30 protein-coding genes are annotated in these 25,421 nt (G+C 51.0%); 7 read left to right on the top strand and 23 right to left on the bottom strand.

Annotated elements, in window-relative coordinates:
* Positions 1 to 109 precede the first annotated feature (109 nt).
* A complete protein-coding gene (dnaK, locus tag IPI86_RS13675) occupies positions 110 to 2,002 on the top strand; it encodes a molecular chaperone DnaK (protein WP_345298569.1) in 1,893 nt (630 codons plus the stop codon).
* A gap of 84 nt (positions 2,003 to 2,086) precedes the next feature.
* Here dnaK and IPI86_RS13670 read toward each other — a convergent pair whose 3' ends face one another.
* The 5 genes from IPI86_RS13670 to IPI86_RS13650 all read right to left on the bottom strand — a co-directional run bounded on the left by IPI86_RS13670 (position 2,087) and on the right by IPI86_RS13650 (position 5,375).
* Positions 2,087 to 2,821 carry a hypothetical protein gene (locus IPI86_RS13670; protein WP_345298568.1) on the bottom strand — a complete coding sequence of 245 codons (735 nt, stop codon included), beginning with the start codon at positions 2,819 to 2,821 and terminating at the stop codon, positions 2,087 to 2,089.
* Between the two features lie 15 nt (positions 2,822 to 2,836).
* On the bottom strand, positions 2,837 to 3,754 hold the full coding sequence (locus IPI86_RS13665) for an FAD:protein FMN transferase (RefSeq protein WP_345298567.1): 918 nt from the start codon (positions 3,752 to 3,754) through the stop codon (positions 2,837 to 2,839).
* A complete protein-coding gene (locus IPI86_RS13660) occupies positions 3,754 to 4,095 on the bottom strand; it encodes a hypothetical protein (protein WP_345298566.1) in 342 nt (113 codons plus the stop codon). The genes IPI86_RS13665 and IPI86_RS13660 overlap by 1 nt, the downstream gene beginning before the upstream one ends.
* Before the next feature lie 14 nt (positions 4,096 to 4,109).
* Complete coding sequence (locus IPI86_RS13655) at positions 4,110 to 4,604, bottom strand: hypothetical protein (protein ID WP_345298565.1); 495 nt, start codon at positions 4,602 to 4,604, stop codon at positions 4,110 to 4,112.
* Between the two features lie 279 nt (positions 4,605 to 4,883).
* Entirely contained in the window at positions 4,884 to 5,375 is a 492-nt protein-coding gene (locus IPI86_RS13650; protein ID WP_345298564.1) for a hypothetical protein, read from the bottom strand.
* A gap of 46 nt (positions 5,376 to 5,421) precedes the next feature.
* On the opposite strand from IPI86_RS13650, the gene IPI86_RS13645 reads away from it, so the two are divergent.
* Positions 5,422 to 5,889, top strand: a complete 468-nt coding sequence (locus IPI86_RS13645) for a hypothetical protein (RefSeq protein ID WP_345298563.1) — start codon at positions 5,422 to 5,424, stop codon at positions 5,887 to 5,889.
* 258 nt (positions 5,890 to 6,147) lie between these two features.
* Here IPI86_RS13645 and IPI86_RS13640 read toward each other — a convergent pair whose 3' ends face one another.
* The 7 genes from IPI86_RS13640 to IPI86_RS13610 all read right to left on the bottom strand — a co-directional run bounded on the left by IPI86_RS13640 (position 6,148) and on the right by IPI86_RS13610 (position 14,071).
* Positions 6,148 to 8,049, bottom strand: a complete 1,902-nt coding sequence (locus tag IPI86_RS13640; protein ID WP_345298562.1) for an ATP-binding protein — start codon at positions 8,047 to 8,049, stop codon at positions 6,148 to 6,150.
* A 233-nt stretch (positions 8,050 to 8,282) separates the two neighbouring features.
* Positions 8,283 to 8,723: an aminoglycoside 6'-N-acetyltransferase gene (gene aac(6'), locus IPI86_RS13635; RefSeq protein WP_345298561.1), complete on the bottom strand. Its 441-nt coding sequence runs from the start codon at positions 8,721 to 8,723 to the stop codon at positions 8,283 to 8,285.
* Positions 8,724 to 8,785: 62 nt separating this feature from the next.
* Complete coding sequence (locus IPI86_RS13630) at positions 8,786 to 9,280, bottom strand: ferritin (RefSeq protein ID WP_345298560.1); 495 nt, start codon at positions 9,278 to 9,280, stop codon at positions 8,786 to 8,788.
* A 116-nt stretch (positions 9,281 to 9,396) separates the two neighbouring features.
* Positions 9,397 to 9,627 carry a hypothetical protein gene (locus IPI86_RS13625; RefSeq protein WP_345298559.1) on the bottom strand — a complete coding sequence of 77 codons (231 nt, stop codon included), beginning with the start codon at positions 9,625 to 9,627 and terminating at the stop codon, positions 9,397 to 9,399.
* A gap of 78 nt (positions 9,628 to 9,705) precedes the next feature.
* Positions 9,706 to 10,680 (bottom strand): ribose-phosphate pyrophosphokinase, encoded by a 975-nt coding sequence (locus IPI86_RS13620; RefSeq protein WP_345298558.1) that lies wholly within the window; start codon positions 10,678 to 10,680, stop codon positions 9,706 to 9,708.
* A 362-nt stretch (positions 10,681 to 11,042) separates the two neighbouring features.
* The gene (gene polX / locus IPI86_RS13615; protein WP_345298557.1) at positions 11,043 to 12,773 is read right to left on the bottom strand and encodes a DNA polymerase/3'-5' exonuclease PolX; all 1,731 of its coding nucleotides are present in this window, start codon (positions 12,771 to 12,773) and stop codon (positions 11,043 to 11,045) included.
* A 26-nt stretch (positions 12,774 to 12,799) separates the two neighbouring features.
* Positions 12,800 to 14,071 (bottom strand): MFS transporter, encoded by a 1,272-nt coding sequence (locus IPI86_RS13610; RefSeq protein ID WP_345298556.1) that lies wholly within the window; start codon positions 14,069 to 14,071, stop codon positions 12,800 to 12,802.
* Between the two features lie 45 nt (positions 14,072 to 14,116).
* Between IPI86_RS13610 and IPI86_RS13605 the strand changes: the two genes are divergently transcribed.
* The 5 genes from IPI86_RS13605 to IPI86_RS13585 all read left to right on the top strand — a co-directional run bounded on the left by IPI86_RS13605 (position 14,117) and on the right by IPI86_RS13585 (position 17,638).
* Positions 14,117 to 14,485, top strand: a complete 369-nt coding sequence (locus tag IPI86_RS13605) for a class I SAM-dependent methyltransferase (protein WP_345298555.1) — start codon at positions 14,117 to 14,119, stop codon at positions 14,483 to 14,485.
* Positions 14,433 to 14,660 (top strand): hypothetical protein, encoded by a 228-nt coding sequence (locus tag IPI86_RS13600; protein WP_345298554.1) that lies wholly within the window; start codon positions 14,433 to 14,435, stop codon positions 14,658 to 14,660. Before IPI86_RS13605 ends, IPI86_RS13600 begins: the two co-directional genes overlap by 53 nt.
* 60 nt (positions 14,661 to 14,720) lie before the next feature.
* Entirely contained in the window at positions 14,721 to 14,966 is a 246-nt protein-coding gene (locus IPI86_RS13595; RefSeq protein WP_345298553.1) for a hypothetical protein, read from the top strand.
* A 297-nt stretch (positions 14,967 to 15,263) separates the two neighbouring features.
* On the top strand, positions 15,264 to 15,737 hold the full coding sequence (locus IPI86_RS13590) for a hypothetical protein (RefSeq protein ID WP_345298552.1): 474 nt from the start codon (positions 15,264 to 15,266) through the stop codon (positions 15,735 to 15,737).
* A 20-nt stretch (positions 15,738 to 15,757) separates the two neighbouring features.
* A complete protein-coding gene (locus tag IPI86_RS13585; RefSeq protein WP_345298551.1) occupies positions 15,758 to 17,638 on the top strand; it encodes a hypothetical protein in 1,881 nt (626 codons plus the stop codon).
* 99 nt (positions 17,639 to 17,737) lie between these two features.
* Here the strand turns inward: IPI86_RS13585 and IPI86_RS13580 are convergent, their stop codons facing one another.
* The 11 genes from IPI86_RS13580 to IPI86_RS13530 all read right to left on the bottom strand — a co-directional run.
* The gene (locus tag IPI86_RS13580) at positions 17,738 to 18,502 is read right to left on the bottom strand and encodes a hypothetical protein (protein ID WP_345298550.1); all 765 of its coding nucleotides are present in this window, start codon (positions 18,500 to 18,502) and stop codon (positions 17,738 to 17,740) included.
* Positions 18,503 to 18,584: 82 nt separating this feature from the next.
* On the bottom strand, positions 18,585 to 19,022 hold the full coding sequence (locus IPI86_RS13575) for a DMT family transporter (protein WP_345298549.1): 438 nt from the start codon (positions 19,020 to 19,022) through the stop codon (positions 18,585 to 18,587).
* Between the two features lie 53 nt (positions 19,023 to 19,075).
* Positions 19,076 to 19,741: a lysoplasmalogenase gene (locus IPI86_RS13570; RefSeq protein ID WP_345298548.1), complete on the bottom strand. Its 666-nt coding sequence runs from the start codon at positions 19,739 to 19,741 to the stop codon at positions 19,076 to 19,078.
* A 45-nt stretch (positions 19,742 to 19,786) separates the two neighbouring features.
* A complete protein-coding gene (locus tag IPI86_RS13565) occupies positions 19,787 to 21,406 on the bottom strand; it encodes an aspartate:alanine exchanger family transporter (RefSeq protein WP_345298547.1) in 1,620 nt (539 codons plus the stop codon).
* Positions 21,407 to 21,473: 67 nt separating this feature from the next.
* The gene (locus tag IPI86_RS13560) at positions 21,474 to 22,319 is read right to left on the bottom strand and encodes a GRP family sugar transporter (RefSeq protein WP_345298546.1); all 846 of its coding nucleotides are present in this window, start codon (positions 22,317 to 22,319) and stop codon (positions 21,474 to 21,476) included.
* Between the two features lie 89 nt (positions 22,320 to 22,408).
* Positions 22,409 to 22,897, bottom strand: a complete 489-nt coding sequence (locus IPI86_RS13555; protein WP_345298545.1) for a transposase — start codon at positions 22,895 to 22,897, stop codon at positions 22,409 to 22,411.
* A 55-nt stretch (positions 22,898 to 22,952) separates the two neighbouring features.
* Complete coding sequence (locus IPI86_RS13550; protein ID WP_345298544.1) at positions 22,953 to 23,744, bottom strand: CoA ester lyase; 792 nt, start codon at positions 23,742 to 23,744, stop codon at positions 22,953 to 22,955.
* Between the two features lie 306 nt (positions 23,745 to 24,050).
* On the bottom strand, positions 24,051 to 24,377 hold the full coding sequence (locus tag IPI86_RS13545; RefSeq protein ID WP_345298543.1) for a MaoC family dehydratase: 327 nt from the start codon (positions 24,375 to 24,377) through the stop codon (positions 24,051 to 24,053).
* Positions 24,377 to 24,490 carry a biotin/lipoyl-containing protein gene (locus tag IPI86_RS13540; protein WP_345298542.1) on the bottom strand — a complete coding sequence of 38 codons (114 nt, stop codon included), beginning with the start codon at positions 24,488 to 24,490 and terminating at the stop codon, positions 24,377 to 24,379. Before IPI86_RS13540 ends, IPI86_RS13545 begins: the two co-directional genes overlap by 1 nt.
* Positions 24,491 to 24,579: 89 nt before the next feature.
* On the bottom strand, positions 24,580 to 24,879 hold the full coding sequence (locus IPI86_RS13535; RefSeq protein ID WP_345298541.1) for a hypothetical protein: 300 nt from the start codon (positions 24,877 to 24,879) through the stop codon (positions 24,580 to 24,582).
* 18 nt (positions 24,880 to 24,897) lie between these two features.
* Positions 24,898 to 25,421 (bottom strand): hypothetical protein (locus tag IPI86_RS13530; RefSeq protein WP_345298540.1); only part of this gene is annotated, 524 nt, incomplete at its 5' end.

Below are 25,421 nucleotides of genomic sequence, written 5' to 3'. Positions count from 1 at the left end.
ACATGCCGTTAACAGAATTCTTGTACAAGTCGTTTAAGATACGTACATACAAAGAGGTAATTGCATGAATGCATGCAGCCTCTGATCAGATAATGTAAGGAGTTCTATTATGGGCAAAATCATTGGTATTGACCTCGGCACGACAAACAGTGTGGTCGCCGTCATGGAAGGCGGAACGCCTACTGTGATCACCACTGCGGAAGGCGGACGCTTATGTCCGTCCGTTGTGGCATTCAACAAGAATGGCGAGCGCATGGTGGGGCAGACCGCAAAACGTCAGGCGGTCGTCAATGCAGACAACACGATCTATTCCATCAAGCGATTCATTGGCCGCCATTTTGAAGAGACCAGTTCAGAACGAAGCATGGTCTCCTATCAGGTAAACCAGGGTCCTACAGGCGATGTCCGCGTCAAAATCCCTGTAACCGGCAAGGAATATTCCTCGCAGGAGATCAGCGCTATGATCCTGGGCAAGCTCAAGGCAGATGCGGAAGCGTATTTGGGCGAGCCCGTTACACAGGCCGTCATCACTGTCCCTGCGTATTTCAATGACAGCCAGCGTCAGGCTACAAAGGATGCAGGCCGCATCGCTGGTTTGGAAGTGCTGCGCATCATCAACGAGCCAACAGCCTCTGCTTTGGCATACGGTCTCGATAAAAAGAAAAATGAAACCATTCTCGTCTTCGACCTTGGCGGTGGTACGTTTGACGTATCCATCCTCGAAGTGGGCGAAGGCGTGATCGAAGTGAAATCCACGAACGGCGATACCCACCTCGGCGGCGATGACTGGGATCAGAAGATCACCAACTGGGCCGCGGACGAATTCAAGAAAGATCAGGGCATCGACCTGCGCAATGACCGTCAGGCTTTGCAGCGTTTGCGCGAAGCCGCTGAAAAAGCGAAGATCGAACTCTCAACCGTAATGGAAACAGAGATCAACCTGCCTTACATTACAGCCGATGCGAGCGGCCCCAAGCACTTGCAATTGAAACTCAGCCGCGCAAAATTCGAGCAGATGACCGAAGACCTGTTGCAACGCTGCCGCACTCCATTTGAAGCTGCGCTCAAAGATGCAGGCATGGATGCAGGCAAACTTGACGAAGTAGTTTTGGTCGGTGGTTCAAGCCGCATGCCGATGGTTCAAGAATTGGTCCGCAAGTTGACCAACGGGAAGGAACCGAACAAAGGCGTAAATCCCGATGAGGTCGTTGCGATTGGCGCAGCCATTCAAGGCGGTGTGCTCGGCGGTGAAGTGAAGGATATTTTATTGCTCGACGTGACCCCGCTCTCCCTTGGCGTGGAAACGATGGGCAGTGTGATGACCGTGATGATCGAACGCAATACCACGATCCCGGTCCGCAAGACGGAAGTGTATTCCACGGCGGCAGATAACCAAACCGCAGTCGACATCCACGTTTTGCAGGGTGAACGCCCGATGGCGAACGACAACATGAGCCTCGGCCGATTCCGCCTCGATGGAATCCCACCGGCGCCGCGTGGTATTCCGCAGGTGGAAGTGACCTTCGACATCGACGCAAACGGCATTTTGCATGTGACCGCAAAAGATAAGGCTTCAGGCAAGGAACAAAAGGTGACCATCACCGCATCCACGAACCTGAACAAGAATGACATTGACCGCATGGTGCAGGAAGCCCGTCAGAACGAAACCGCAGACAAGAAGCGCCGCGAAGGCATTGAGGTGAAGAACACAGCCGACAATCTTTCGTATCAAATCGAGAAATCATTGCGCGACCTCGGTGACAAGGTTCCATCTGCGGAACGCGCTACAATCGAAGCCAAAGTCAGTGAGTTGAAACAGGCCGCACAAGGCGATGACCTGGATAAGATCAAGAAGCTCACTGAAGAATTGCAGAATACATTCCATGCGCTCAGCCAGCAAATGTACGCGCAGGAACAGCCACAGCCTGAAGGCGGTCCCGCCGCCAGCGGACCAAGCGGCTCTGCCAATGGCGATGTGATCGACGGCGAAGTAAAAGAGTAAAAAGTAAGAAAGTAAAAGAGCGTCCAATCAAAATTGGACGCTCTTTTTTATCGGGTGGATGACTTTTTCAGAAAACAGAAACAGCTATCCCTGAGTGGGACGCGGAGCGGGAGTCTGCTTTTTGGCGGGGAACAGGGCATCGATCAAACTTCCGATGATGCGGGCGAAGAACAGGAAGATCAAGCTTCCCGCAGAAACCCAATAGTAATTCTGCGCCCAGGCGAGGCTGGTATCGGTGCCGCTAAAGATACCATGTAAGATACCCATCAGATACATGCCGAAGCTGGCGTAGTGTAAGAATCGCCAGAATTTCTGGCCGATGACGGGGCGGACGTAAAAGCTTACTGCAACGATCACCCAAACATAAAAACCGATCTGCCCAACCCCCACCCAAAAGGGACGATAATCTACGGTGCTGAATGGAACGAGCAATTGCAGCAGGGTGAAATTTATATACTGGTCACCCAGGATCACGAGGGCATGGAACATGGCAAATGCCAGCCCCAAAAGACTCACGTATTCATGAATGGCAAAGGTTGCGGGCATGCCCGGCCACAGGCGTGCCATTTTATTGGTGATACCCAACCCTAGCGCCATGGAAAGCCACAACAGGGTGAGAGATACAAACGCGGTGGCACGTGAAAGATACCAGTAGGCTTTGGGACTGTCACCGCTTAAAGAGAAGGCCATGTTCGGTAAAAATATGGGTAACAATAGCACGGCCACGAGCAACCCGATCACTGTCGCAAAAAGGAACAACAGGAACGACTGGATGTTTACCGAAGATTCGTTGAATTCATTTTGATCTTGTGGATTCATGGATGGTTTTACTCCTTACAAATACTTTTCCATACGGCGGCTTTGGAGGACATCGCCCGTTTCAAGAACCATCAGCCCGGCAAACTCAGGCTGTGACTCGATCCATTCCAGGCCTTTTTCGCGGCCAAGAATGAATGCCGTTTTTGCGGCGGCTTCGGCTTGCATGGCCGTGGGCGCAACCATCGTCACACGCAGCAGGTCGGTTTCGGCGGGCAGGCCTGTCAGCGGATTGATGATGTGGTGATGGAAGACGCCGTTCCGATTCCAGTTGCGGCGGTCTTTGCCTGACGTGGCGATGCCGCCGCGCTTCACTTGCAGGACGCTGAGATTTGCTCCCACATTAAAGGGATTCGACACCCCGACAGGCCACGGACTCCCATCCATGCGCGGGCCGCTGACAGCGATATCACCGCCCGCATTCACCAGACATGGACCATGCTGCTGCAATCGTTCGACAGCCTGATGCGCCGCCCAGCCTTTTGCCACGCCGCCAAAATCGAGACCAACTCCCATTGGCAGGTTGATGGTTTTGGAATCAGAATCTGAAACCACCATCGAAAGTGGATGGTCTGTTTCTGACGGCGAGGTGATCACATCGAACTGGTCACGAGATAACCTGTCAAAGGGACGGTCATATCCCGCTTCGATCATGGATTCCAAGATCGTAGGCGTAACCAATCCTCCGCTTAATTCGTCGGCCCATAATGCTGTTTGGAACACATCCCAAAACGCCTCGCTGACCTTCATCGGCTGGTCAAATGTCCGGTTGAGGCGAGACAGTTCCGAGGTCGGTCTGAAGCGGCTGAAAGTCTGCTCCCAGTTTTCGAACCAGGCCGGGATGGCATTCAAAATGGGCGGCACGGCTTCAGAGTCCTGATCCAGAATGGCCAGCATCTCGGAACCCATCGCGCGGAAGGATAAACGATGCAACATTACGATGAAGTGGTGACAGTCACCGGATCTCCGCCGCCCTGATTCCCGCCGCCTCCGCCGCCAGATTGCATGACAATAACCTGAGGCTGCGGGGCTGTGCCGCCAAACAGGATCGTGTATCCCGGAGGAGGCATGGTGGGCGCGGGTGTGGCAGGCGCGGAAACAATGGCCGTGGTAGGCGTGGCTTGTGCGGCCTGTTGGGCTGCCACAGCTTTTTCATCGGCTTTTGAGCGATCTGGACCTGCAAACATGTTCCAAAATGCAAGCACAGATGTCATCGAGATGGCAGCAATGGTGAGCTGCACATCGGTCCATTTGCGAGGGGTGGGTTTAGCATTCATTGGATTTCACCTGTTTAGTCATCGCCATCTTCGTGTTCGTCGCCGTCTTCGTGATCATCATCGCCATTGTCTTCCTGCTGCTGTTGATCGCGATTGGGTCTTTCACCGTTGTCATCCCGATTACCAGCAGGGACTACTACGACGACAGGTTCCAATTTGGTTACAGCAAGAACTTCTCCAGTGGAGCTGACGTAGACCAGATCACCCGCGCTAAATGTGACCAAATATGCGGCAATCCCTTCGTAATCGACGACTTCAACACTGTACACGCTGGAATCCCCCAGCAATTCCACGGCAATGGTGGTGGCTTGTTCCGGCGAGATCACCATCGGTGAGACGATGGTCGGCACAGCAGTGGAGAGCGGTTGCTGAACTGAAAGCTCGGCAGGCGTCACTGCAACGGTCTGGTTATCCGTCACAATATTTTGATACGCCGAAATCACCCCAAACAAGGTCGCCATAAGAAATACGGTCAGCATGGCGGAAATGAACAAAGTACTTTTTCGCATAAGAAATCTCCTTCTACACTCAGATATTGGTTCGTCTTCTACAGGTCGCCAAGAGAACAAAATAGTTACTGTTTGGGAGATTAGGGCTTTATTAGAGAATTTGTGCGTAAAAAGATATGATTAACTCATCTTACGGTTTAAAATTTGATTTTGGACGCAGATAAACGCTGATTTACGCTGACAAAACCGAAAAAATCCGCGCTTTCAAGTCCTGTCGCCTTTAATGACAAATTGACCCGCAAAATCAATTTTGCGGGTCAATTTGTTTGGTTTAATAATTTACGGGAATGGTATGGGAACTTCCGTTACTTGAATGGCATCGATACCTGCACCATCATTAATGGGACCAGGCGGCACCTCGATAACCAGGTAAATGTAAAAGCCGGGAGGCGGGCTGCTCGCAACATTATCCACATCAACCACAATACCAGTCTGTTCTGGGTATACGCCGTAAAGGATTGTTGTAAGGATCGGAAGATTATCATTTTCCGGTGTATAGCTGAAAATATTCGTATTATTGTCAGGGACATTATCTCCCCAATTGAACACTTCATAATAATTGATTCCATCCATTGAAATGCTCAAAATAATGTTGTCCATGTTGATTCGATCCGGAGCAACAAACAATTCATAAAATATGAAATCGTAAGACCCATCTGCCGGGTTCCTCACTTCAATGGGCGTCGAGGTCAAGTCAATAATGACATAATTCTCATTTGGAATATAGCCCGCATTACCATCAGGCGCACCAACCACCAAATCTGGCGGCACAGCCGTTGGCGTTCCTGAGAATATTGGGGTACTTGTCGCAGTTGCCGTGAAAGTTGGGGTTGGGGTGAAAGTATTCGTTGAGGTTGCTGTGGCGGTTGCTGTAGCTGTAGCTGTTAAAGTAGCTGTTGGCGTAGCCGTAAATGTAGCAGTCGGGATTGAGGTAAAGGTCGCTGTGGCAGAAGGAGTGCGCGTTGCAGTAAATGTGGCCGTGGGCGTCGGGATAAACGTTGCGGTTCTGGTCGCCGTTGGAGTAGTGGTTCGAGTGGCGGTGCGGGTTGCGGTAAAGACACCCGTCGCGGTCCGGGTCGCAGTGGCGGTGGAAGTTCCTGATGTAGATGTTCTGATCGGCGTCCGCGTGGGTGTGCGCGTGGAAGTGGAAACCTGCACAGTGGCCGGCCTTCTCGTAAACGTGGCGGTAGGCGCATTGGTCCGCGTGGCAGTAGGGGCAACCCGCACAGTTGCGGTCGCTGTGGCAGGCGGACGTGGTGTAAATGTGGCCGACCCATTCGGCTGAACGACACCAATGGAAGAAACAATCGCTGTTCCGGTACCGGGTGTTAAATAGGATTGGTCAACGACGGTCCCCGCTTCTGCCACCAGGGGTGCCACAGTCCTGTCCGGCCGCCTCAGGAGAAAGTTTGGGGTAATTCTCGAACGCATATCAGCTGACAAACTCCAGCTTGAAGGGAGACGAATCGCGATTTGCCCGGCGACCAACATAAAAATGAAGCCAATAGGAAGGATGATGGCAAACAGTCTGATAGTACGCCAATCAGGAGGCGGTTTGTTCATGAATTACCTCCTCATTTTTCTCCACAGGAGCAGGCAGGGAAACATAAAAAGTGCTACCCGGATTCGTTTGCTCATCATAGCCCGGACTCTCCACCCAAATATGACCGCCATGCGCTTCCACAATGCCGCGCGCAATGGCCAGACCAAGACCGGGTCCGCCGCCTTTGAACTTCGTCTTACCGGATGAATGCAAGAGGACGTCACCTGTCTGGTTAAATTTCTCAAAGATCACATGATGCATGTCGGGGTTGATACCGATGCCAGTATCACGTATGGAGATTTCCACGCTGGGCTCCGCCTTATGATCCACCATCTTCCCGCTTACGGTAATGGATCCGCCATCCGGCGTAAATTTGATCGCATTCATAATGATGTGATAAAACACTTTTTGGAGCATATCCGGGTCGGCTGGGATGAGTGGCAGGTCGCGAAGATCGTTCACAATAAATTGAATATTTCGCTCCACCAGAGCCTTGTCGAAGCTTTTATGAACCTTCTTGATGATCAGGTCAATGCGCAGCCCGGTCTTCCTCAGGAACAGCGCATTACTATCGATGCGGGAAACATCCAGCATGCTTTCCACAATGCTGGTCATACGCTCTGAGCCATCCAGAATTCCCTGTGCCAAAGACTTTAATTCCGGGTCGTTTCGCGCGTCCTGCTCCAGCATTTGCGAATATCCCATGATCAGGGTAAGCGGCGTGCGCAGCTCATGCGCTGAGATCTGGATAAAGTTCGATTTGGTCTTATCGATGTTTTTCAGGATCTGATTCGCGCGCTCCAGTTGAACGGTACGTTCCTGCAAGTTTGCTGTCATACCGTCAAATGATTTGGCAAGGATACCGATCTCATCTTTCGAGATAATGCCGGTCCGCTGCTCAAGGTCACCAGCGGAAATGGCCTGCGAAGTGTTGACCAACCGATATAACGGATCAATAATCTGGCGTGAAACCCAGAAGCCGATCCCGATCACGATAAAGAAGAGCACTGCAAATTGAAATGTATAAGTGAAACGGCCTCTGTCTGCAGAATCGGTCACAAAATCCACAGGCAGGGCTACGGCAAAAACGCCCAGCTTGTTATTCCCCACCTGTAATGGACCCCGTGCCAGGCTGAACAGACGCCTGTCAATGGAGATATTATTTCCTGTGACCACATCCGTCAGAGCCATGATCCTTTGATAATTATCGTATGTGATCGAGATTGCCTGCAAATTCGACGGGTCCGCAACATTCAAAGTGGTGGCAATGACGCTTCCATCCACCCCATAAATGACAATATCCGCAAGAGCCGAACTTTTTAGATCCGGGAGCATGTTCTGAATGGTTGTGCCGATCACAATGACACCGGCAAATTCTCCGCTCTGAGATACTGGTATGGATGTGTAAAAATAATATTCATCATTCAGGGAATTGAGTCCCATGAAACGACGGGGATTCTCCCGTATGTTTTTACTGGTCAGAAGCTCAGTCACAAAAGACAAGCCTGCCATGCCGGAGTTTTTACTTGCCCGCTCAACGATCCCCAGTTCGTTCCTCCATAAATGAAGAACTTCATTTCCCTGTGGCGAGAAAAACACCAGGGTATCAATGCTATTCGCGCGCATCTGTATCTCTGCCTGGCTGAACAAAGTATCCGCCTTCTCACTCGCAAGCGAAGTCGCAATCCCGCTTGTGAATGAAATGACACGCGCAGTTTCCGCCTGTTCGATCTCCTTTTTCGCAAAACCATCCGAAACCACACGCCCGGATTGGATCAACTGATTGATCAGGCGCTCACTCAATGTCGTCGACAAAAGACGCGTGACCACATAAACCCCGATCACGGCTACGATCAAGGTCAGTATCAAATAAGGCAGAATGACTTTTAGACGTATGCTCATAAACGATTCCTTTGCACCACAGCGCAAAGGCTCAAATCATTATACAAAGTTAATCCCTAAGAAACCAGCCAATCTCAAAACTGCAAGACGACTACAATCAAAAAACGGGATGGTAGACCCGCATCAAACCCGACCATTAGCCTGCTCCCGTTTTCTGGGCAGTTCCCTCTATTTTACATCCTTGCACAATGATCGTACCAAGGACTTCAGTCAGGACGCCAAAGTTCCGTCCGTTATAACTGCTTCACAAAATGGACCAGCCGTTCCACCTCGGCATATCCCAGCTTTACATGGGCGCGGATGCTGGCTTCATTATCCAGCCAGGTATCCGAGGCCATCTCAGTGACGCCTTTCGCGCGTGCCCAATCTTCGGCGGCACGTGTCATCACACCCACCACACTTTTTCCACGATGCTCAGGCTCAACGAACCAGCCTTCAAGATAGCCAATGGGACTGGTCTCGCAGCCTTCCGCATAATCCTTGATCCGCACCTCTGTCAGCCCGATCGGTGTATCGCCGACACATGCGAAAAAGACAGCGTAATCAGCATCGACAAGCAGTTCGTCCATGTCGAAATTCAAATATTCATCGGGCGCCTCGGGCCAGATCCCCTTGCGCATGCGAAACCATTCCGCTTTATCTTCCTGTGTGACACTTCGAATTGTAATATCCATGATTCTCCCGAATAAAAAAAGACCCTAAGAGCCTTTTCGGCCCTTAGGGTCTTAAGTATAAACTAATCCCCGTTGCGTTTCCCCAGACGATGATCGAGCATCAGCACGGCAGTACCGCGCTCCTCGATCAGCTTCAGATTTGCCACGATCTCGGCAGCGTTCTTTTCCTCTTCCACCTGCTCTGTAATGAACCATTGCAGCATGACCTGGGCAGGATAATCCTTCTCCTTGAGTGCCAGTTCATACAAGGCATGGATCGAAGCAGTGACTTTCGCCTCATGAGCCGCCACTTCCTCAGCGACCTCCAGCGTGGATTTCCACTCGGTCTTCGGCGCATCAATGGCTTTGAGAGTCACCTTTCCACCACGTTCCAGAATGAAATCATAGAACTTCATGGCATGCTCACGCTCTTCCGCTTCCTGTATGCGCATCCAGCGGGCAAAGCCAGGCAGGTTCTTGTCTTCAAAATAGGCCGCCATCGAAAGGTATAAGTATGAGGAGTACAACTCCTTGTTGATCTGGTCATTCATTGCATCTTGCATCGATTTGTTGATCATATCGTGCCTCCTTGATATTTAAATTATACATTCTTTTGTGACGTTTCGAACATGCCCGAGGCGGCGATCAAGTTTTCAGAAAACAGGATTCAGGTGTCCCGTCAGGGTGACACGCGTTATTCGTCTGACTGCGGCTTGGTCAATTGATAAAGTAACACCACAAACCCAGTCAAAAACCAAAGTCCGCCGATCAAACCGACGACCCAGCGTGGAATGCCCAGGCTGGAGAGATCGAACGGCAGAATCTCAAAATAGAGCAGTAACACTACGCCACCTAAAAGCGAATCGATCAAACCGACGAGTAGAAGTATAAATCGTTTTTTATTTTGGGAAGATTGTTCTTCCATGGTATACCTCTTTCAATAAAAAGAAATCGGGTCAGGCTTGCACCTGACCCATTTGATATCGTTATTAAATTTCAAGTACTATTCGCCGTATACAAACAGGTCGCTAAGCGATTCGCGGTTGATGTTGTGGCGAATGGCATTGGCAAAAACGGGCGCCACAGAAAGTACGGTAAGTTTCGGATGCATTTTTTCCGGCGCAATGTGGACGGTATCAGTGGTGATAATCTCGGTGATCTCGGGAACTTCCGCGAGCCGCTCGAGACCGTTGTTGCTGAAGACACCATGCGTACAGATCACGCGGATATCCTTGAGACCTTCACGGATCAAAACGCGGCTCAATTCGAGAATGGAACCGCCTGTGGCGATCTCATCATCATAGATGAGCGCGCGTTCATGGCCGCGCACCTGATCCCCCACCAAGCCGTTGATGATGACTTGGGTATCTGAAACGCGCTCCTTGTTCCCGGCGGCAATAGGCAGATTGAGGGTCCGTGCAAAACGTGCAGCGGTTTTGGCCTGCCCCATATCCGGTGCGACAAGGATCGATCCTTCCAGATCGGATTTCGAAAGATATTCCTTGAAAACTTTGCTGCTGCTTAGCGGGTCGGTGGGAATTCCGAAAAAGCCGTGCACCTGCGGTGAGTGGAACATGATGCTCATCACATGAGTGGCACCCGCAGTCTTCAACAAATCTGCCACAAGGCGGGCGGTGATGGAAATGCGGGGCGCATCCTTCTTATCGGAACGGCCAAAGGAATAATAAGGGATGATGGCATGGACTTCGGATGCCGCCGCGCTGCGGGCGATATCGATCATCATCAATAACTCCATCAAATGATCGTTGACCGGCTTTGAGAGCGATTGAACAATGTAAACACGACGATAGCGCACACTGGCGCCTAATTGGATATAAAGATTGTCGTTGCTAAAACGTGAGATGTGGGTATCTTCCAGCGGCACACTCAAATGAGATGCGATCTTCCCCGCCAGTTGCGGATTTGAACTTCCGCTAAAAAAACGAACTTCATTTGCCGGTATCAAGCTATCTACCATTGTTCTGCCTCCATTTTAAATATTTTATTCGCTCATCGATTTTAAGGGCTTCCACTTTTGCAAAGTCTAAAACGGAGACCTTGAGTCCGAACCAAAACGTTATTTCTTCCAAAACCGTCCTACAAGGAACGCGCCAATCATATACCAAAAAGCAAGATCCAAAACCAAATACAACCCGTTGAATTCAGAGCAATTCTCCCCGGGGCGGCACGGTCCCCAGGAAAGAAAAAACTGCAAAGGAAAGCCCATCGGAAAAGTATCCGAGATGGTTGATATGACAAATAATCGCCACAGCCAGCTAAAGGCGATAAATAAAACAAACGCAACAATGATCTTCAAAAAAGTAGGTTTCAGAAAAGCTTTCATTTCCCTCGTTTCTTCAACCAATCCAACAGCTTTTTCGTGGACCAGGTGTTGATGACATCATCTTTCGTAAGCCAGGCGCGGCGCGCAGTGGCAACCCCGTAGAAAAGCATGTCGAAATCTTCGGCGGAATGCGAATCGGTGTTGATGCTGATGGGGATGCCCAATTCCTTTGCGCGGCGGGCATACATGTCGTCGAGGTCGAGGCGCGAGGGATGTGCGTTAATTTCCAACGCAACACCTGTCTCAGCGGCGGCATTGAGCACGGCTTCCATATCGAGGTCCGCGCCTTCGCGGTCGGGGATCAACCGTCCCGTCGGATGACCGATGATATCCACATGCGGATTACGGATCGCGTTGATCATGCGCTGGGTCACCTTGTCACGCGGCTGGCGCAAGCTGGTATGCATGGATGCCAGCACAAGGTCAAGCGAAGCGAGGAATTCGTCGGGATAATCAAGCGTGCCATCCGCTTTAATTTCCACTTCGCTGGCGTGTAAAATCAAAATGCTATCGCCGAGTTGTTTTTGGATCTTCTTAATTTCGGCGGCCTGCTTTTTGTGATCTTCCATTTTCAAGCCGCCTGTCACACCCAGGCTCGCGGAATGGTCAGTGAATGCGATCACCTTCAAGCCGTGTTTGATCGCCGCCTGCGCCATTTCGAGCATGGTTAATTTTCCATCGCTCCAATTGGAATGCATTTGCAGATCGGCTTTGATGTCTTTCACCTGAATCAACTTCGGGAGTTTTCCCGCCTTTGCCGCCGCCACTTCGCCGTGGTCTTCGCGCAATTCAGGAGGAATCCACGGCAAGCCAAGCGTTTCGTACACCTCCTCTTCGGTGGCGCAAAAAATTTCTCCCTTGCCGTTGGTCTTCGTCAGCGAATGCTCTGAAAGTGACAGACCCTTTGCCAACGCGATCTGCCGCAACTGCACGTTATGATCTTTCGAACCTGTCGCATATTGCAGCGCCGTGCCAAACTTTTCAGGCGCATGCACCCAAACCTGCGCGCGGACTCCATCCGTAAATTCAATGGATGATTTCGTCTCGCCTTTGCCAAGCACGCGACTCACCCCCGGTAAATTGATGAATGCTTCCATCACAGCCGCTGAATTTGTGGATGCCACCAGAATATCGAGATCGCCGACTGTGGAACGCATCCTTCTTAAGCTGCCAGCTGGTTCTGCTGCGACGACTCCCTTCACCTTTTTGAGAGTCTTGATGATCTCCTGCGCCAGCGGATACGCCCGCCCAAGCGGAATCCGTCCTGACCGGCGGGCAAGGGATGCGATGCCTTCCAGAATGGCAGTCTCGGATTTGGCGCCCATGCCTGGGAGGTCGCGAAGCTGTCCGTTTTTAGCGGCAGTTTCCAGTTCAGAAAGAGCCGTGATATTTAACGTCTTCCAGATAAGCGCGATCTTTTTCGGGCCAAGCCCGGGCACTTGCAGCCAATCCGCAAGGCTGGCGGGGATTTCCTCTTTGAGCTTCTCCAAAAAACCGAGTTTGCCTGTAGTGAGCAATTCATCGATCTTTTCTGCGATGGCTTTGCCCACACCGGGGATCTCGCGCAGTTTCCCCTCTTTCCAATATTCGCTGGCTTCACGGCCAAGAGTCATTAAATTTTCAGAGGCTTTGCGATAAGCGAGAATCACATAAATAACTTCGCCTTTGATCTCACATAAATTGGCGATCAGGGTAAATGTATCAGCAAGTTGACGATTGTTCATCATGGGTCACCTCTAAGAAGATTATACGATTAATTAGTTTCCACATCGGGAGCGGGCACATCGAGTGTTTTCAAATTACGCATCTCTGGCCAGATTCTAGCAGCAATTATCACGATCAGGATCGTGCAAACCCCGCCACCCACCACGGCAATGACCGGGCCCAACAGTGCGGCGGCAAACCCCGATTCAAAACTTCCCAGTTCATTGGAAATACCGATGAAGATACTGTTCACACCGGAGATACGTCCGCGCATTTCATCGGGCGTGTGCGTGAGCAGCAGCGTACCGCGGATCACAACGCTGATATTATCGAGGCCGCCCAACAGCGCAAGCATCAGCACCGAAAGCAGGAACCATTTTGAAAGTCCGAAGATGATCGTGGCCGCGCCGAATCCTGCCACCGCCCAAAGCAAAGTCTTTCCCGCGTTTTTCATCGGCGGCAAATGCGCGATCGCAAAGGCCATCAACAACGCGCCAATGGACGGTGCGGCGCGCATGATGCCCATGCCCTGCGGACCGACGTTCAAAATATCGGTCGCATAGATCGGGAGCAAAGCCACAGCACCGCCGAATAGAACGGCGAACATATCCAGTGTGATCGCGGCGAGAATCACTTTTGTATCGCGCATGAATCGAAAACCTTCCACCAGCGATGACCATGTCGCCGATTTGCGGGCGAGCGGCAATTGTTTGCCTTTGATCATGCTCAACAAAACCGTGAAAGTGACCGCGCCGACAGCGTCGAATAAATAAATATAAGTGACATTTCCAGCCAACGCCACAACGAGCCCCGCAACGGCTGGCCCCACAATGGAGGCGATATGCCATGTGCCGCTGTTCCAGGTTGCGGCGCTTGAAAAAAGATGCGCGGGCACGGTCTCAGGCACCAGCGTGGAAGATGCGGGATCATTGAACGCGCGTGAAATCCCCATGCCAAATAAACACAAGTAAACCAACACGAGCGAGCCCTGAGTATATGAAAGGAACGCCAGCCCCAGTGCGCACAGTCCCATGGTCAACTGTGAAAGGAACACGATTCGCCTGCGGTTATATTGATCGGCCACATGCCCTGCAGGCAGTGATAACAAGATCACCGGAACAACCTGCACCAACCCAACCAGCCCCAATGCGAATGCGCTATCCGTGCGCAGCCATAACTCCCATGCGATCGCGAAAGAAACCATTTCAGAACCGAAGGAAGTGATAAAGCGCCCCGCGAGCAGCAATCGAAAATCAAGAAAACGCAAAGCCGCATACGGGTCGCGGCGTTCCCCTGGTGTTTTATTTATTTGAGAATCCATACCTGTCCTTGCAAAAAATGGGATGGGGTATGATACCATCTCGGCATGGATCACAACGACCACGTTAATTTATTAAAGCCTGCGGATATTAAACCCGGCGGCTCCTGGGCGGACCTCGGAGCTGGTTCTGGTGCTTTTACATTCGCCCTGCGAGAGCTGACCGGTCCCGCCGCAAAGATCTACGCCGTGGACAAAGACCGTTCCAGCCTCAACAAACTGGCACAGGGATACCGCGCCCGCTTCGGCAATTCGCAAAATCTGGATCTCGTCATCGGCGATTTTTCGCGAACGCTCAACCTCACCGCACTCGACGGCATCGTGATGGCAAACTCCCTGCACTTTTCAAAGACAAGGAAAAGTATTGCGGCAGGTCGGCACCTATCTAAAAACAAACGGAACGCTCCTGCTCGTTGAATACAACGTGGATGCAGGCAACCTATGGGTGCCGTATCCGCTGACCTTCGAGACCTACCGCAACCTTGCTCCACATGCAGGGTTTTCCGAGCCGCAGCTTCTGGCAAAAGCACCTTCGAGCTTCCTGCGCGGGTTTTATTCTGCAATTTGCCACACAATTGTTTCAACACAATAAAAATAGTGTAGTATATTCGGCAGGACACTGCTCAAAACAATGAAAGAGAACCAGAAAATAATGACAGCCAAAGCCTCTGGCTCACGCAAACTCAAGAGAAAAAGCCTTCCAAAATTCGATCACGCCATTTACTCCAAGATATCATCCATTAATCTCATTATTTACTCTGTTCATTATTTACTTGAACATGGCATCGAAGTCAGAATGGAAGATGTGGTCTTTGGCTGTTTTCTGCTGTTCCCGCACAAATTCGGCCTCAAAAATATTCACGCTGGCCCGATTCAGCCGTGGTCAGCAGGCGTGTGAGCGATTGCCGGGGCAAAGGCTACATTGCGGCGAACACAGACTTTGGATTCAAATTAACGGTCAAAGGGATCAGGGTCGCAGAAAGAGTCGCCAGGGCGCTTGGAGTGGTCAAACCCAAAAAGATAATTATCCCCCCTGTAAAAGAAAAGAAGGCAGAAACAACCCCAACACCCCAAACCATTCCTGTTGAAAAAGCGGCAAAGCCATCCCCCACACCTGCGGAGAAAGCAGCCATTCCCCCGCCGACTCAAACGCATAAAAAGCCGACCGTAAAACCCCCAGGCGGTCCAACTCACATTGCTGGATACAAAAAAGGCGGAACCTGTTCCAACGCCGAAGCCTGTCCGAGCCTCCGAAAAGAAACCAGCCGCCCCCACGAAAAAGGCAAAAACCGTTTCGACACCGATTCAGCCTGCTGTCATCATTCAGCCTGTGAAGGCGAAGGAAGTACAACCTTCAAAGCCCCAGGCCTCTCGCGAAGAAAAAGTGCGTGCCGCAAAATTCGTCCGTTCCATGGAAGCCTCGGATGCCTATCGCCTGTACAAAAAGAACGGCAAAGAATCGAGAATCAGCGAATTCGATTTCAGAAGTCTGCTGTTATGCACGATGGAATCTTCAAGCGAAACGCTGACAAGGAATGTAGAACTCTTCAAAGGCTATGCCCGCATTCATGAACGTCAGGACTTGCTTACATTCCTTGGATATTGCGAGATGTCTTTTGAGACGTTGTTGAAACCAGGTCTCGCAAAGAAGATCGTTAAAAAGAAGTAGAGAGAGAAAGGTTTTTATTAATGGCAGGCAGTCGCAAATTACAATACGCCGACCGGGTGGCGCTTCAACAAGCCGACCAGGCGATACGCAAGGATGTTTTGCGCGCACTCGTGGAGATCATCACCAATTCCAACGATAGTTATTCACGGCTTGAGCATGCAGGCCTGAAAGTCAGCGGCGAGATCATCATTGATATTCAAAGAAAGCACAAAAACTCCATCATCCGCATCACAGACCGCGCCGAAGGCATGACCGACACCCGCATGGACAAGGTGGTCGGCACCTACGGCGAAGCCACCAGCGGATTGAAGGAAGATAAACACGTCCGCGGCATGTGGGGACGCGGATTAAAAGATTCCATTTTCGGTTTGGGCTATGGATCCGTGCACTCATTCAAGGGCGCTTATTTTTATTCGTGTTCGCTCCTGCTCAAAAATGGGATACCCACCTTCGAGTTGGAGATGCCCATACGCGCCACAGTTCCCCTGCGTGAAAAATACGGAATCTCCGAAGGCAACGGCACCATTCTTGAGATCATTGTCTCGCGCGACGATGTGAAAGTGCCGCAGTTCGATAACTTCCGCAATTATTTGCAGCGGCATTTCGAGCTTCGTCCGATCATGAGCAACCCCAAGCGCAAGATCATTCTCAGGGATATTCCGTCAGCGGAGAAAATTCGCCATGAGCACGTACTCAGCTACAAGTCACCGCGAGGCGAGAAAGTCCTCAATGAGAAGATCAAGATCGAAGGGTATCCTGCCACGGCGAAGTTGGAAGTGTTCAGGTCGGCTATCCAATTATCAACACGAGGCGAAGAAGGCGATTATGCCGATGGCGGACTGCTGGTCATCAGCAGAGCAACGGTTGTATCGTTGACCATGCTCAAGTTTGAGAATGACCCGTACGCCGGGTATTTCTACGGCTCGATCCAGTGCGATCATCTGCATGACCTTTTGAAGAATGACGAACCCGTGCTGACCGCCACCCGTGACGGCATCAACTGGTCGCATCCGTTTGCGAAGGCGCTGAAACTGGCAGTGGAAAGTAAACTGGATCCGCTCATTGAAGCGGAACGCAAGCATGCCGTTCAAGATGAGCAAACCCATCTCGATAAACAATTCCGCCAAAAAATAGATCACGCCTTGCATGAATTAAATACGATCGCTTTGAGTGAACTCAGTGACAGACGGGATGACGGCGATCAAAAGCGGGTGGACCTGCCGCCATCGGGAATCGGATTCTTCCCCGAGCGGGTGTATGTGCAAACGGGGCAAACGGTTTCGCTGAATTTGTTTGTACAGCTATCTGAAAAAGCGCGGCTGGGATCAACCATCACAGTGATCTCCAACAGCCCCGAGATCATTGTGTTAAATCAACAGGTTGTCATTCAGCCGCATAAAACTGATGACAGTGTTGGGCGGGCGCATATCCGCGTGGAAGGCAGGCAGGTGGGCAGTGAAGGTCTGGTAACCGCCTACATCGGAAAACAAAGAGCGCAGGCATTGGTGCAGGTCCGCTCGAAAAAAGAAACGATGACCATTGCGCCATCAAGAAGCAGCAATGCCCTGTTCACCGACATTCACTTCGACGACCGCACCGACCCGCGTCAGCGCGTATATTTTGATCGCGTGAATTCGAGCATTGTCATCGCCACTGCCGCGCCTTCGGTAAAACTCTATCTCGATAAACAAAATCGATTGGACACAACGGTTCAAGGACAGGTGCTTTTGGCAGAGTTGATCACCGAGGCCGTATGCCGTGAGATCGCCCGCAGCGGCGTGGAACGCGGAAGATACCTCGCTCCCGATGGCGCCGAAACGGATGCGATCAACAATCATTTCATTCGATTGCAGAATCAATATTCACACCTGATCCATAAATATATTGTGACGCTGGAGTAAATAAGCGATTCTTGCGAAGCCGCGAATTGATTCTGTTTCATCGAAAAAGGCCCGCCCCGAGAGTTTCGCGGGCGGGCTTTGTTTTTACACTTTGTCGATTTACCAATCAGCCATTTCTTTGACGCGCTGGCGTTCGAACATGGCAACCAGCGACAGAGCAGGGACGGCCCAGCGCTCATTGGCATCGCCCAAGTCACCGGTCTTTTCCAGCGTATATTTATCCACCAGCAAATCGCGCTGTTTTTGCAATTTGAGCACTGTCGGGCTATATAAATTCCCAAGTTTGAATTCATAGGAAGGGGCATAAGCACGCGCCGCAAAAGGCAGATTCAAAATTTGAATGCGGGTGGAATAGGGCAGGAAGTCGAACCAACCCGTGCCTCGTGAAGGTACCACCCAACCCATTACATTTCCATACTCACTGTCTGTGATCTTATAAACAAGTCTGCTGGGCAAAGACTGGCTGACCTTGTTATTGAACATATTTGCGGCGACATTCCCGAGCACACCGGCAATATCCGCCCGTCCATCCGAACCGATGCCTGAGGGTGACTCAACATGCACATCTTTGAACTCTTCCATGCGCGCCCAATAATTGGTCACCCATGCAACCGTCTTCTCTGAACTATCCACGATATTCCAACTGGTGGAGGTGCTTGCAAATTGGAACAAAAAGCGGAAGGAAGTATCTCCCTTCGCCTTCATTACCGTACTGCCTTTGCCGTTGATGACAGTCATTTCATCTTTGAAGGCAATAAAGGGGTCTGAAATGCGCATGATGAAACCGCCGTCACCGTTCTTCACATCCATCTGGCGGCCAAGGCTGATCATCGGAAATTCAAATTTGAGGGGATAGCTATACATGAAAAGAAAACTCCTGTGAAATAATTTTTCGCGATTATACGAATCACAGGAGCAGGTGATATGGGTCAAAAGTAATGGGGAGCTATTTCATCGCCAGCCACACCCCCGCCAACACCACTCCCAGTCCAAGCACACGGGTGAGATCCAATGGCCGCACCGCCGCACCCAACAACCCAAAATGATCGAGGATGGAGCCGATGAATATCTGTCCCGCCAGGAGGATGATCAATGCGGTGGCAACGCCAATGCGCGGAATCATGTAGCTCATCGAAAAGATCACCACGAGGCCGAAAGCCCCGGCACACAGCGCATACCAGGGGACGGTCCGCCAATTGCCCAGCTTTCCCCCGCCAAAATACAAAAGCGGAAGCAATACCGCGAGAGCGCCGCCAAGGTGGATGATAAAAATACTTTCCAGCACGCCCAACCGCTGGCTAATTATGCTGGACATGGGCGCCTGCAAACCAACCGCCATTCCACCGATAAGCCCAATAACGATAATCACGAGGATCGATTGCATTTTGCCTGCCTTTGTTTCTTACATGAATGTCCTTCGACTTCGCTCAAGACTCGTTAGCTGAATTGCATAATCACACCCGCGATCAAAGTAATCTGACCGAGGTGATACAAACCGATATTGTAGATCCGTCCATGCTGGATGGGGGCGACGAATTTATTCCAGGCGAGGACAATGTCAGAGAGATAAAACAGCAACGCTCCCAAACTGACCAGCGCAGAAGCGTTCGCACTCCACGTGATGTCGGTCAGTTTCATCATGGCGGAAAGCAGCATCAGCGAAATGACAAGGCTGTAGATCAGGATCGGTATGCGCATACGCGCATTTCCGCTCGAGGCAAGAGAATCGACAATGCGGCGGATGATCCGCGTGCCGCCCAAACCAACCATGAAAGCGAAGATCAGGCTCCATGCCGAGAATAACGGCAGGGGAATATTAAATCCGATCACGTAGGCGACATGCGCCAGCAAAAAGGCCACCAATCCAGGTAAAAACATGCGGTCGAGCGAGATCATTAACAGCACATCACCAAGAAGCGAAAAAAGGATTCCCAGCCCGAACCAGATCAATGCTCCATTCATTCCAACCGATGTCAACAGCCAGATGAACAGGACAACCATCACAGCAGGTTTGGCGAGATATTCCAAACGATGCCAATACTTCCACAAGGCCAGCGCCTCAAGCGCGGCAAAGACAAGAGCAAGTACCATCAGTATGTTCATGGAAAATTCCGATCTGTGCAACGCCTGGCAACATTGCACTCCAAATCACAACAGCCTGCCAAGAAGCTCAACCAATGCCTGTGCAAGAAGAATCTTGAAGATCAACGCAACAGGGTAGGTACTGGCGTAGGCAATCGAAGGCAGATCCGTTTCGGTTTGATTATTGGCGGAAGCCAGCGCAGGCGGATTGGTCATGGCGGCGGTCAACGATCCCATGGCAGAGAGCAAATTCAGTTTATAAACTTTCATCATCACGATCAAGCCAGCCAGCGCGGAAAGCAATGTGATGCTCGCGCCCGCAACCAACAAAACCCAGCCTTGATCTTGCAATACATCCACGAGATGCGCGCCTGCGTTCGTGCCTGCGCCTGCGAGAAAAAGCATCAGGCCAAGTTCACGCGTCAGATTTTTAGCAGCAGGCGGAACGTAGAGTCGAAACGGGCCGATCCTGCCGAAGTGGCCGATCAGCAAACTGGTCAGAAAGACTCCGCCCGCCATCCCCAGTTTCACGGTCACGCCTTCACCGACCGGCACGGGGATCAATCCGATCAACACACCGATCAATAATCCAAAAAGATAGGCGGTCATGCTGGTTTCACTTGCGCGGCGCGGCGAACCCTGCGCGCGCGCAACAAATGATTCCACCGCCGACTTCTCACCCACCACGCGAATGCCATCGCCCATTTCAAGGGTCACACGGCCATGCGGCACGATCTCCAGCCCCTGACGGCGAATGCGCGTGATCACCACCGTGAACTGTTCCCACACGCGCATGTGTGCCAGCGTTTTGCCGGTTAGTGATTCGTCCATCACTTCCACATCCACGCTCAATACTTCCGCATTGACATCCATGCGTTCATCGGTGCGCTCGCCAAGCAGCAAGGTCATTTTGTCCAACTCGTCAGCGGAACCGACTGCCATCACGATATCGCCGAGATATAAAACCGTTTCAGGTGTGGCGGCAAAAACGCGGTCACCATGTTTGACGCGCGAAAGATTGACGTGTGCCAGCCGACGCGGATTCACCTCCGCAACGGTTCTTCCATCACAATTTGGATTGGTAATGCGGAACTGGTGCGCGACCAACCCCGGAGATTCGACTTCCTTTTCAGCGAGCCATTGCCCCTCCTCGATCTTGACCGGACGTTTGAGCAGGGTCGGCAAAAACTGTATGATCAGCACGATGCTAATCATGCTGAACGGATAGGCAACGCCATAGCCAACCGATGCAAGCGCGGCCTCATCGGGCGCGATGCGATGCAGACTATCGAGTACGGAGGCCAGTGCGGGGGTGCATGTCATCGCGCCAGTGTATAACCCCGCCGCAAGAGCAGGAGATAACTTCAATAAATATGCAGCCAGCGCAGTTAATAACGCACCGCTTCCGACGATCACAATCGCCAGGACAACGAATTGCATCCCGCGCCGACGAAAGGTACGAAAAAAGCTTGGTCCCGCCGTCAACCCAACCGAGTAGACAAACAGGATCAAGCCGAAGTCCATCACTTCTTTGGGGATGCTCAAGCCGAAGTGACCGAAGACCAGTGCGGCAAACAACACGCCCGCCGTCCCAAGCGAAATGCCACGCCACGACCATTGACCGATCCACGCGCCGATGGTCAGGATGGCGAACAACACGAACATTGATTCAGTAAATGGATTCATGAGCGAGCATAATTGTAGCCCATCTCAAGCAGCGTGACTGTCACGTTAAAAACGTGACCTGCGTCTTTCAAATCGTCATCAGGACAATGGCGGTCAAGGCGGCGGCAATGCCAATCCACTGATTGAGGGAAAGCCGTTCTTTGAGGAAGATCCACGCCAGGATGACCGTGGCTCCAGGAAAGAGCGAGCTCAACACGGCTGAGACATCCAAACGCCCCATTTGACCCGCAAGGATGAAGAAGACATTTCCAGAAATATCAAGGATGCCGTTCAACGTAATGATCGGCCACGCAGATGCATCTTCCACTTTCCATGAAGAACGAGTGACCAGCATATAAACCGTGATCAGGATCAGGCCGCCGCTGCGCGATGCAACCATCGGCCAGATGGTCGAGCCGGTATTCGTGGCTTCGTGCATGAGAACAAAGTACAGGCCAAATCCAATGCCTGCGATGAGAGGCAGTTTCAAGTCGGCGAGATGCGCGAGGATATCGGTCACGCCATCTTCGCCTTGCGAGATCATCCACACCGCAAAGAGGGCGAATCCGAATCCGATGAAAGTGGTCCACGCGGGCAGACCTTCACGGAAAATGCCAACGACAACGGGAAGCGCCGCCGCCAGCAAAGCGGAAACGGGAGTGGCAATGCTCATCAAACCAAGAGTCATGGCATGATAAAGCAGTACCAGCCCCAATGTGCCAAGCGCCCCCGCCAGCATGGCAAACATCCATGAGCGCAGATCAGGGATCGGTTCGGAAAAAATCGCAATGACGAAGAATAAAACAAAAATACCAATGACCTCGCCATATAAGACAGTGCGATACGCTCCCGTCTTGCGCGAGGCAATACCGCCCGTGAAATCACCTGCGCCCCAACCAAGCGCGGCAAGTAAACCCAGAAAAATGGACAGCAAATTTACCTTCCTTGAGGAATGCGGACTTTAGTCCGCGCTCTGAATTAAAATTTATCATCATCGAACAAATCATAGATCGGGAATTCTTTTCATAATCTGCAAGCCATTGATTCCATCGTCGCGCAAGTAAAAGAGTAACTGGAAAATCTCCACTCTTCGGGATCATCTACATAGCCATGTTTGACTGGATTGCAATGAATATAATTAAACCTCGTCCAGAAATCATGCTCATTGCGCATACATGTATCATAATAACTATACCAAACCGATCTTCCCAATTGATTATCAATGAGATTTAATTTGCGCGAAGTGCTTCCATTGAGCCGTTTCATAAAAGAGCCTATTTCATCAGCCCTCGCTGGTATGAACAGGATGTGATAATGATTTGGCAAAATCACCCATGAAACCAGTTTTATTTTGAATTGGAGCGCAAGTTCCTTGGATGTTTCAACCCACAAATCCAAATGGGTATCTGTAGAAAGAATCTTTGTCGCATTAACTGTGGAGGCAGTAATGAAATACCAGGCATCGTCCACATAAAGGTGCGGTGGACGATGCGGGGATGTGGACCATTTCATTGGATTTCTCTTTCTGTCTCTCTCGGATCGCAGACTTTAGTCTGCGAATAACAGATCAAACGCGGACTAAAGTCCGCGATCCAACCCACGTTCCAATACTTTCTTCGCGTTCTTCAGCAAGGGCATATCGATCATCTTGCCATCCAATGAATACGCGCCCTTCCCCTCTTTGACTCGCTTCAAACGTTTCGACAATTCGTTTTGCGTAGGCAATCGCTTCATCCGATGGAGTAAATGCTTTTTGCACAGGCTCTACTTGCGCAGGGTGGATGATCTGCTTGCCAACAAAGCCGAGCCGCGCACCAAATTCAGATTCAACCCGCAAGGCTTCGATATCCTTGTAATCAATTGTGACGATATCAATAGGTTGAAGATCAAACGCCGCGCAAGCGACAATCACCGCCTGCCGCGCATACAGCAACTCAACCGCATCCCTCGTGCGCGCCGCTCCAATCGATGCGGCGAAATCCTCGCCGCCGAAGATGATTGCATCCAAACGCGGATGCGCCGCGATCTCCTTGAGATTCAAAATCCCCTTCGCTGTTTCCACCCCAATCAAAACGCGGACTGAATTCACAGGCCAGCCATGTTTCAACTCGGCAGTTTCGATGATGCGGCTCGCCCATTCCACCTGTTCAAAAGATTCCACTTTCGGAATCACGATGCCATCGGGGTGAAACGGCAGAACCGCATCAATATCATCCTGCTCCCAACCCGAGCCAACCGAATTGATCCGCGCCAGTTTTTCGCTGGCGCCGAAATCCAATTCACGCAAAGCCTTCGCGATGGTTTCACGTGCCTCGGCCTTTTTGTTGATCGCCGTGCCGTCTTCCCCATATCCATGCAAATCGGATCCACACCCAGCGTGATGGATTTCGTGATCATCTTCCAGTTATCGCCTGGCATGTAAAGCAGTGCGCGTCGTGAGTGCATGAGGTCTCCAGTTACAGGTTCAAGGTTCAAGGTTGAAGGTTGAAAGTTACAGGTCGTAAGATTGGCTTTCGGATCTTGGCAAAAAGTCGAGGCGCTGACCTTTCTTCAAGAACATTGCACTTCGTTCAAATTGAACCACAATCGTACCATCCGATTTTTTGCCCAGGTGTGCCTAAATTTTACGATCCCCGCATTCGAGCGCGATTTCGACTCGCGTTTTTCAAGCACCTCGGTCTCGGCGTAGATCGTATCGTTGTGAAAAGTCGGGTTGGGATGCACCACCTTTGTCATACCCCAAGTTGGCAATGATCGTCCCTTCGCTCAATTCAGCCACCGTCAACTTCACCACCAGCCCGAGCGTGAAAATCCCGTTCACGATGCGCTGACCGAATTCCGTGTTCGCGGCAAAATCCTCGTTCACATGCAGCGGCTGGGTATTCATCGTCAGCGACGAGAACAGCACGTTGTCCATTTCGGTCACTGTGCGCCCCGCCGAATGTTTGAAATGCATCCCTACTTCCAGATCTTCGAAATATTTACCAGCCATCAATCCTCCATTTCGATCAAGATCTGTTCGCGCTCCACAGTCTGTCCCTGCGAAACGTGCAGAGTTTTTACCGTTCCGTCTTTCAAAGCCTGAATGCGGATTTCCATCTTCATGGCTTCCATCAAGTAAAAGTTTGACCTTTCTTCACGACATCTCCCACACCCACAGCAACGCTTCGCACCTGACCTGGCAATCGGGGCGATCAATCCCCCGGCATGATCGTGTCTGACGCCTTGTTTTGCGCCCGATGTTTCCGTGAGCACGATCGTGTGCCGTTAATCGTCACCCATCTCTTCGCCATATCCGAAGAAACGTAATCGGAAACAGATCGGTTCCTGGACGGGATCGATTCTGAAAGTTCCGTGAAGCGTAAATCCATACGCCCCTGCCCTGCATCCACGCGGACGATTTCAACAAGGATTCTTTTGCCATCCATCACGGCAACGTAATCATCGCCCAATGGACTGATTTCAATGGTTTGTGTGCCAAAAGTTGTTTTCATTGTTTTAGAAGTTTATCCTTACGTAAATCCCAACGCTTTAAAGAGCCGCTCAAACCATTGCCCAACTGCAATCATAAATTCAAAATCGGTATGCCTATTAATCCAGCCAGAACGCTTACCCATGCGAATGATAAGCCAGATAAGGCGAAAGGAAAGGAGATGCTGCCATCGTAAAATCGTCGCGTAGGTCTCTGCAGGCAAGCGCCAGTAAACCACGCCAATTGAATAGCCCAGGGCCATAAACCGGGTACCCAAAAAAGATACCAGCAGATCCGCCGTTTGCCGGACAGCCACAATTTCAAACAGCAAAAAGGACAAAGCCAACGCAATTGTGACTGGCATAAAAGTTCGAAACGCCTGTTTCAATTTACCTTTTGTTGATATGCCTTTACCAGCCAAAAGGGAATCATTGCAATACCCATTTGCGGTTTTATCAATACAAAAAATAACCCAATGGATGCGGGAAGGGTAAAACCGATCAACACGAAAACATCCACGTTCAGCATTTTCAAGCCATACACAACGGGCGGCGAAAGCAGAAA

Origin of the sequence: Candidatus Villigracilis affinis, assembly GCF_016705895.1 — a bacterium.
Lineage (GTDB): Bacteria > Chloroflexota > Anaerolineae > Anaerolineales > Villigracilaceae > Villigracilis > Villigracilis affinis.
Note: the sequence above shows the minus strand (reverse complement) of the source record. Positions and strands in the feature narration are given on the sequence as shown.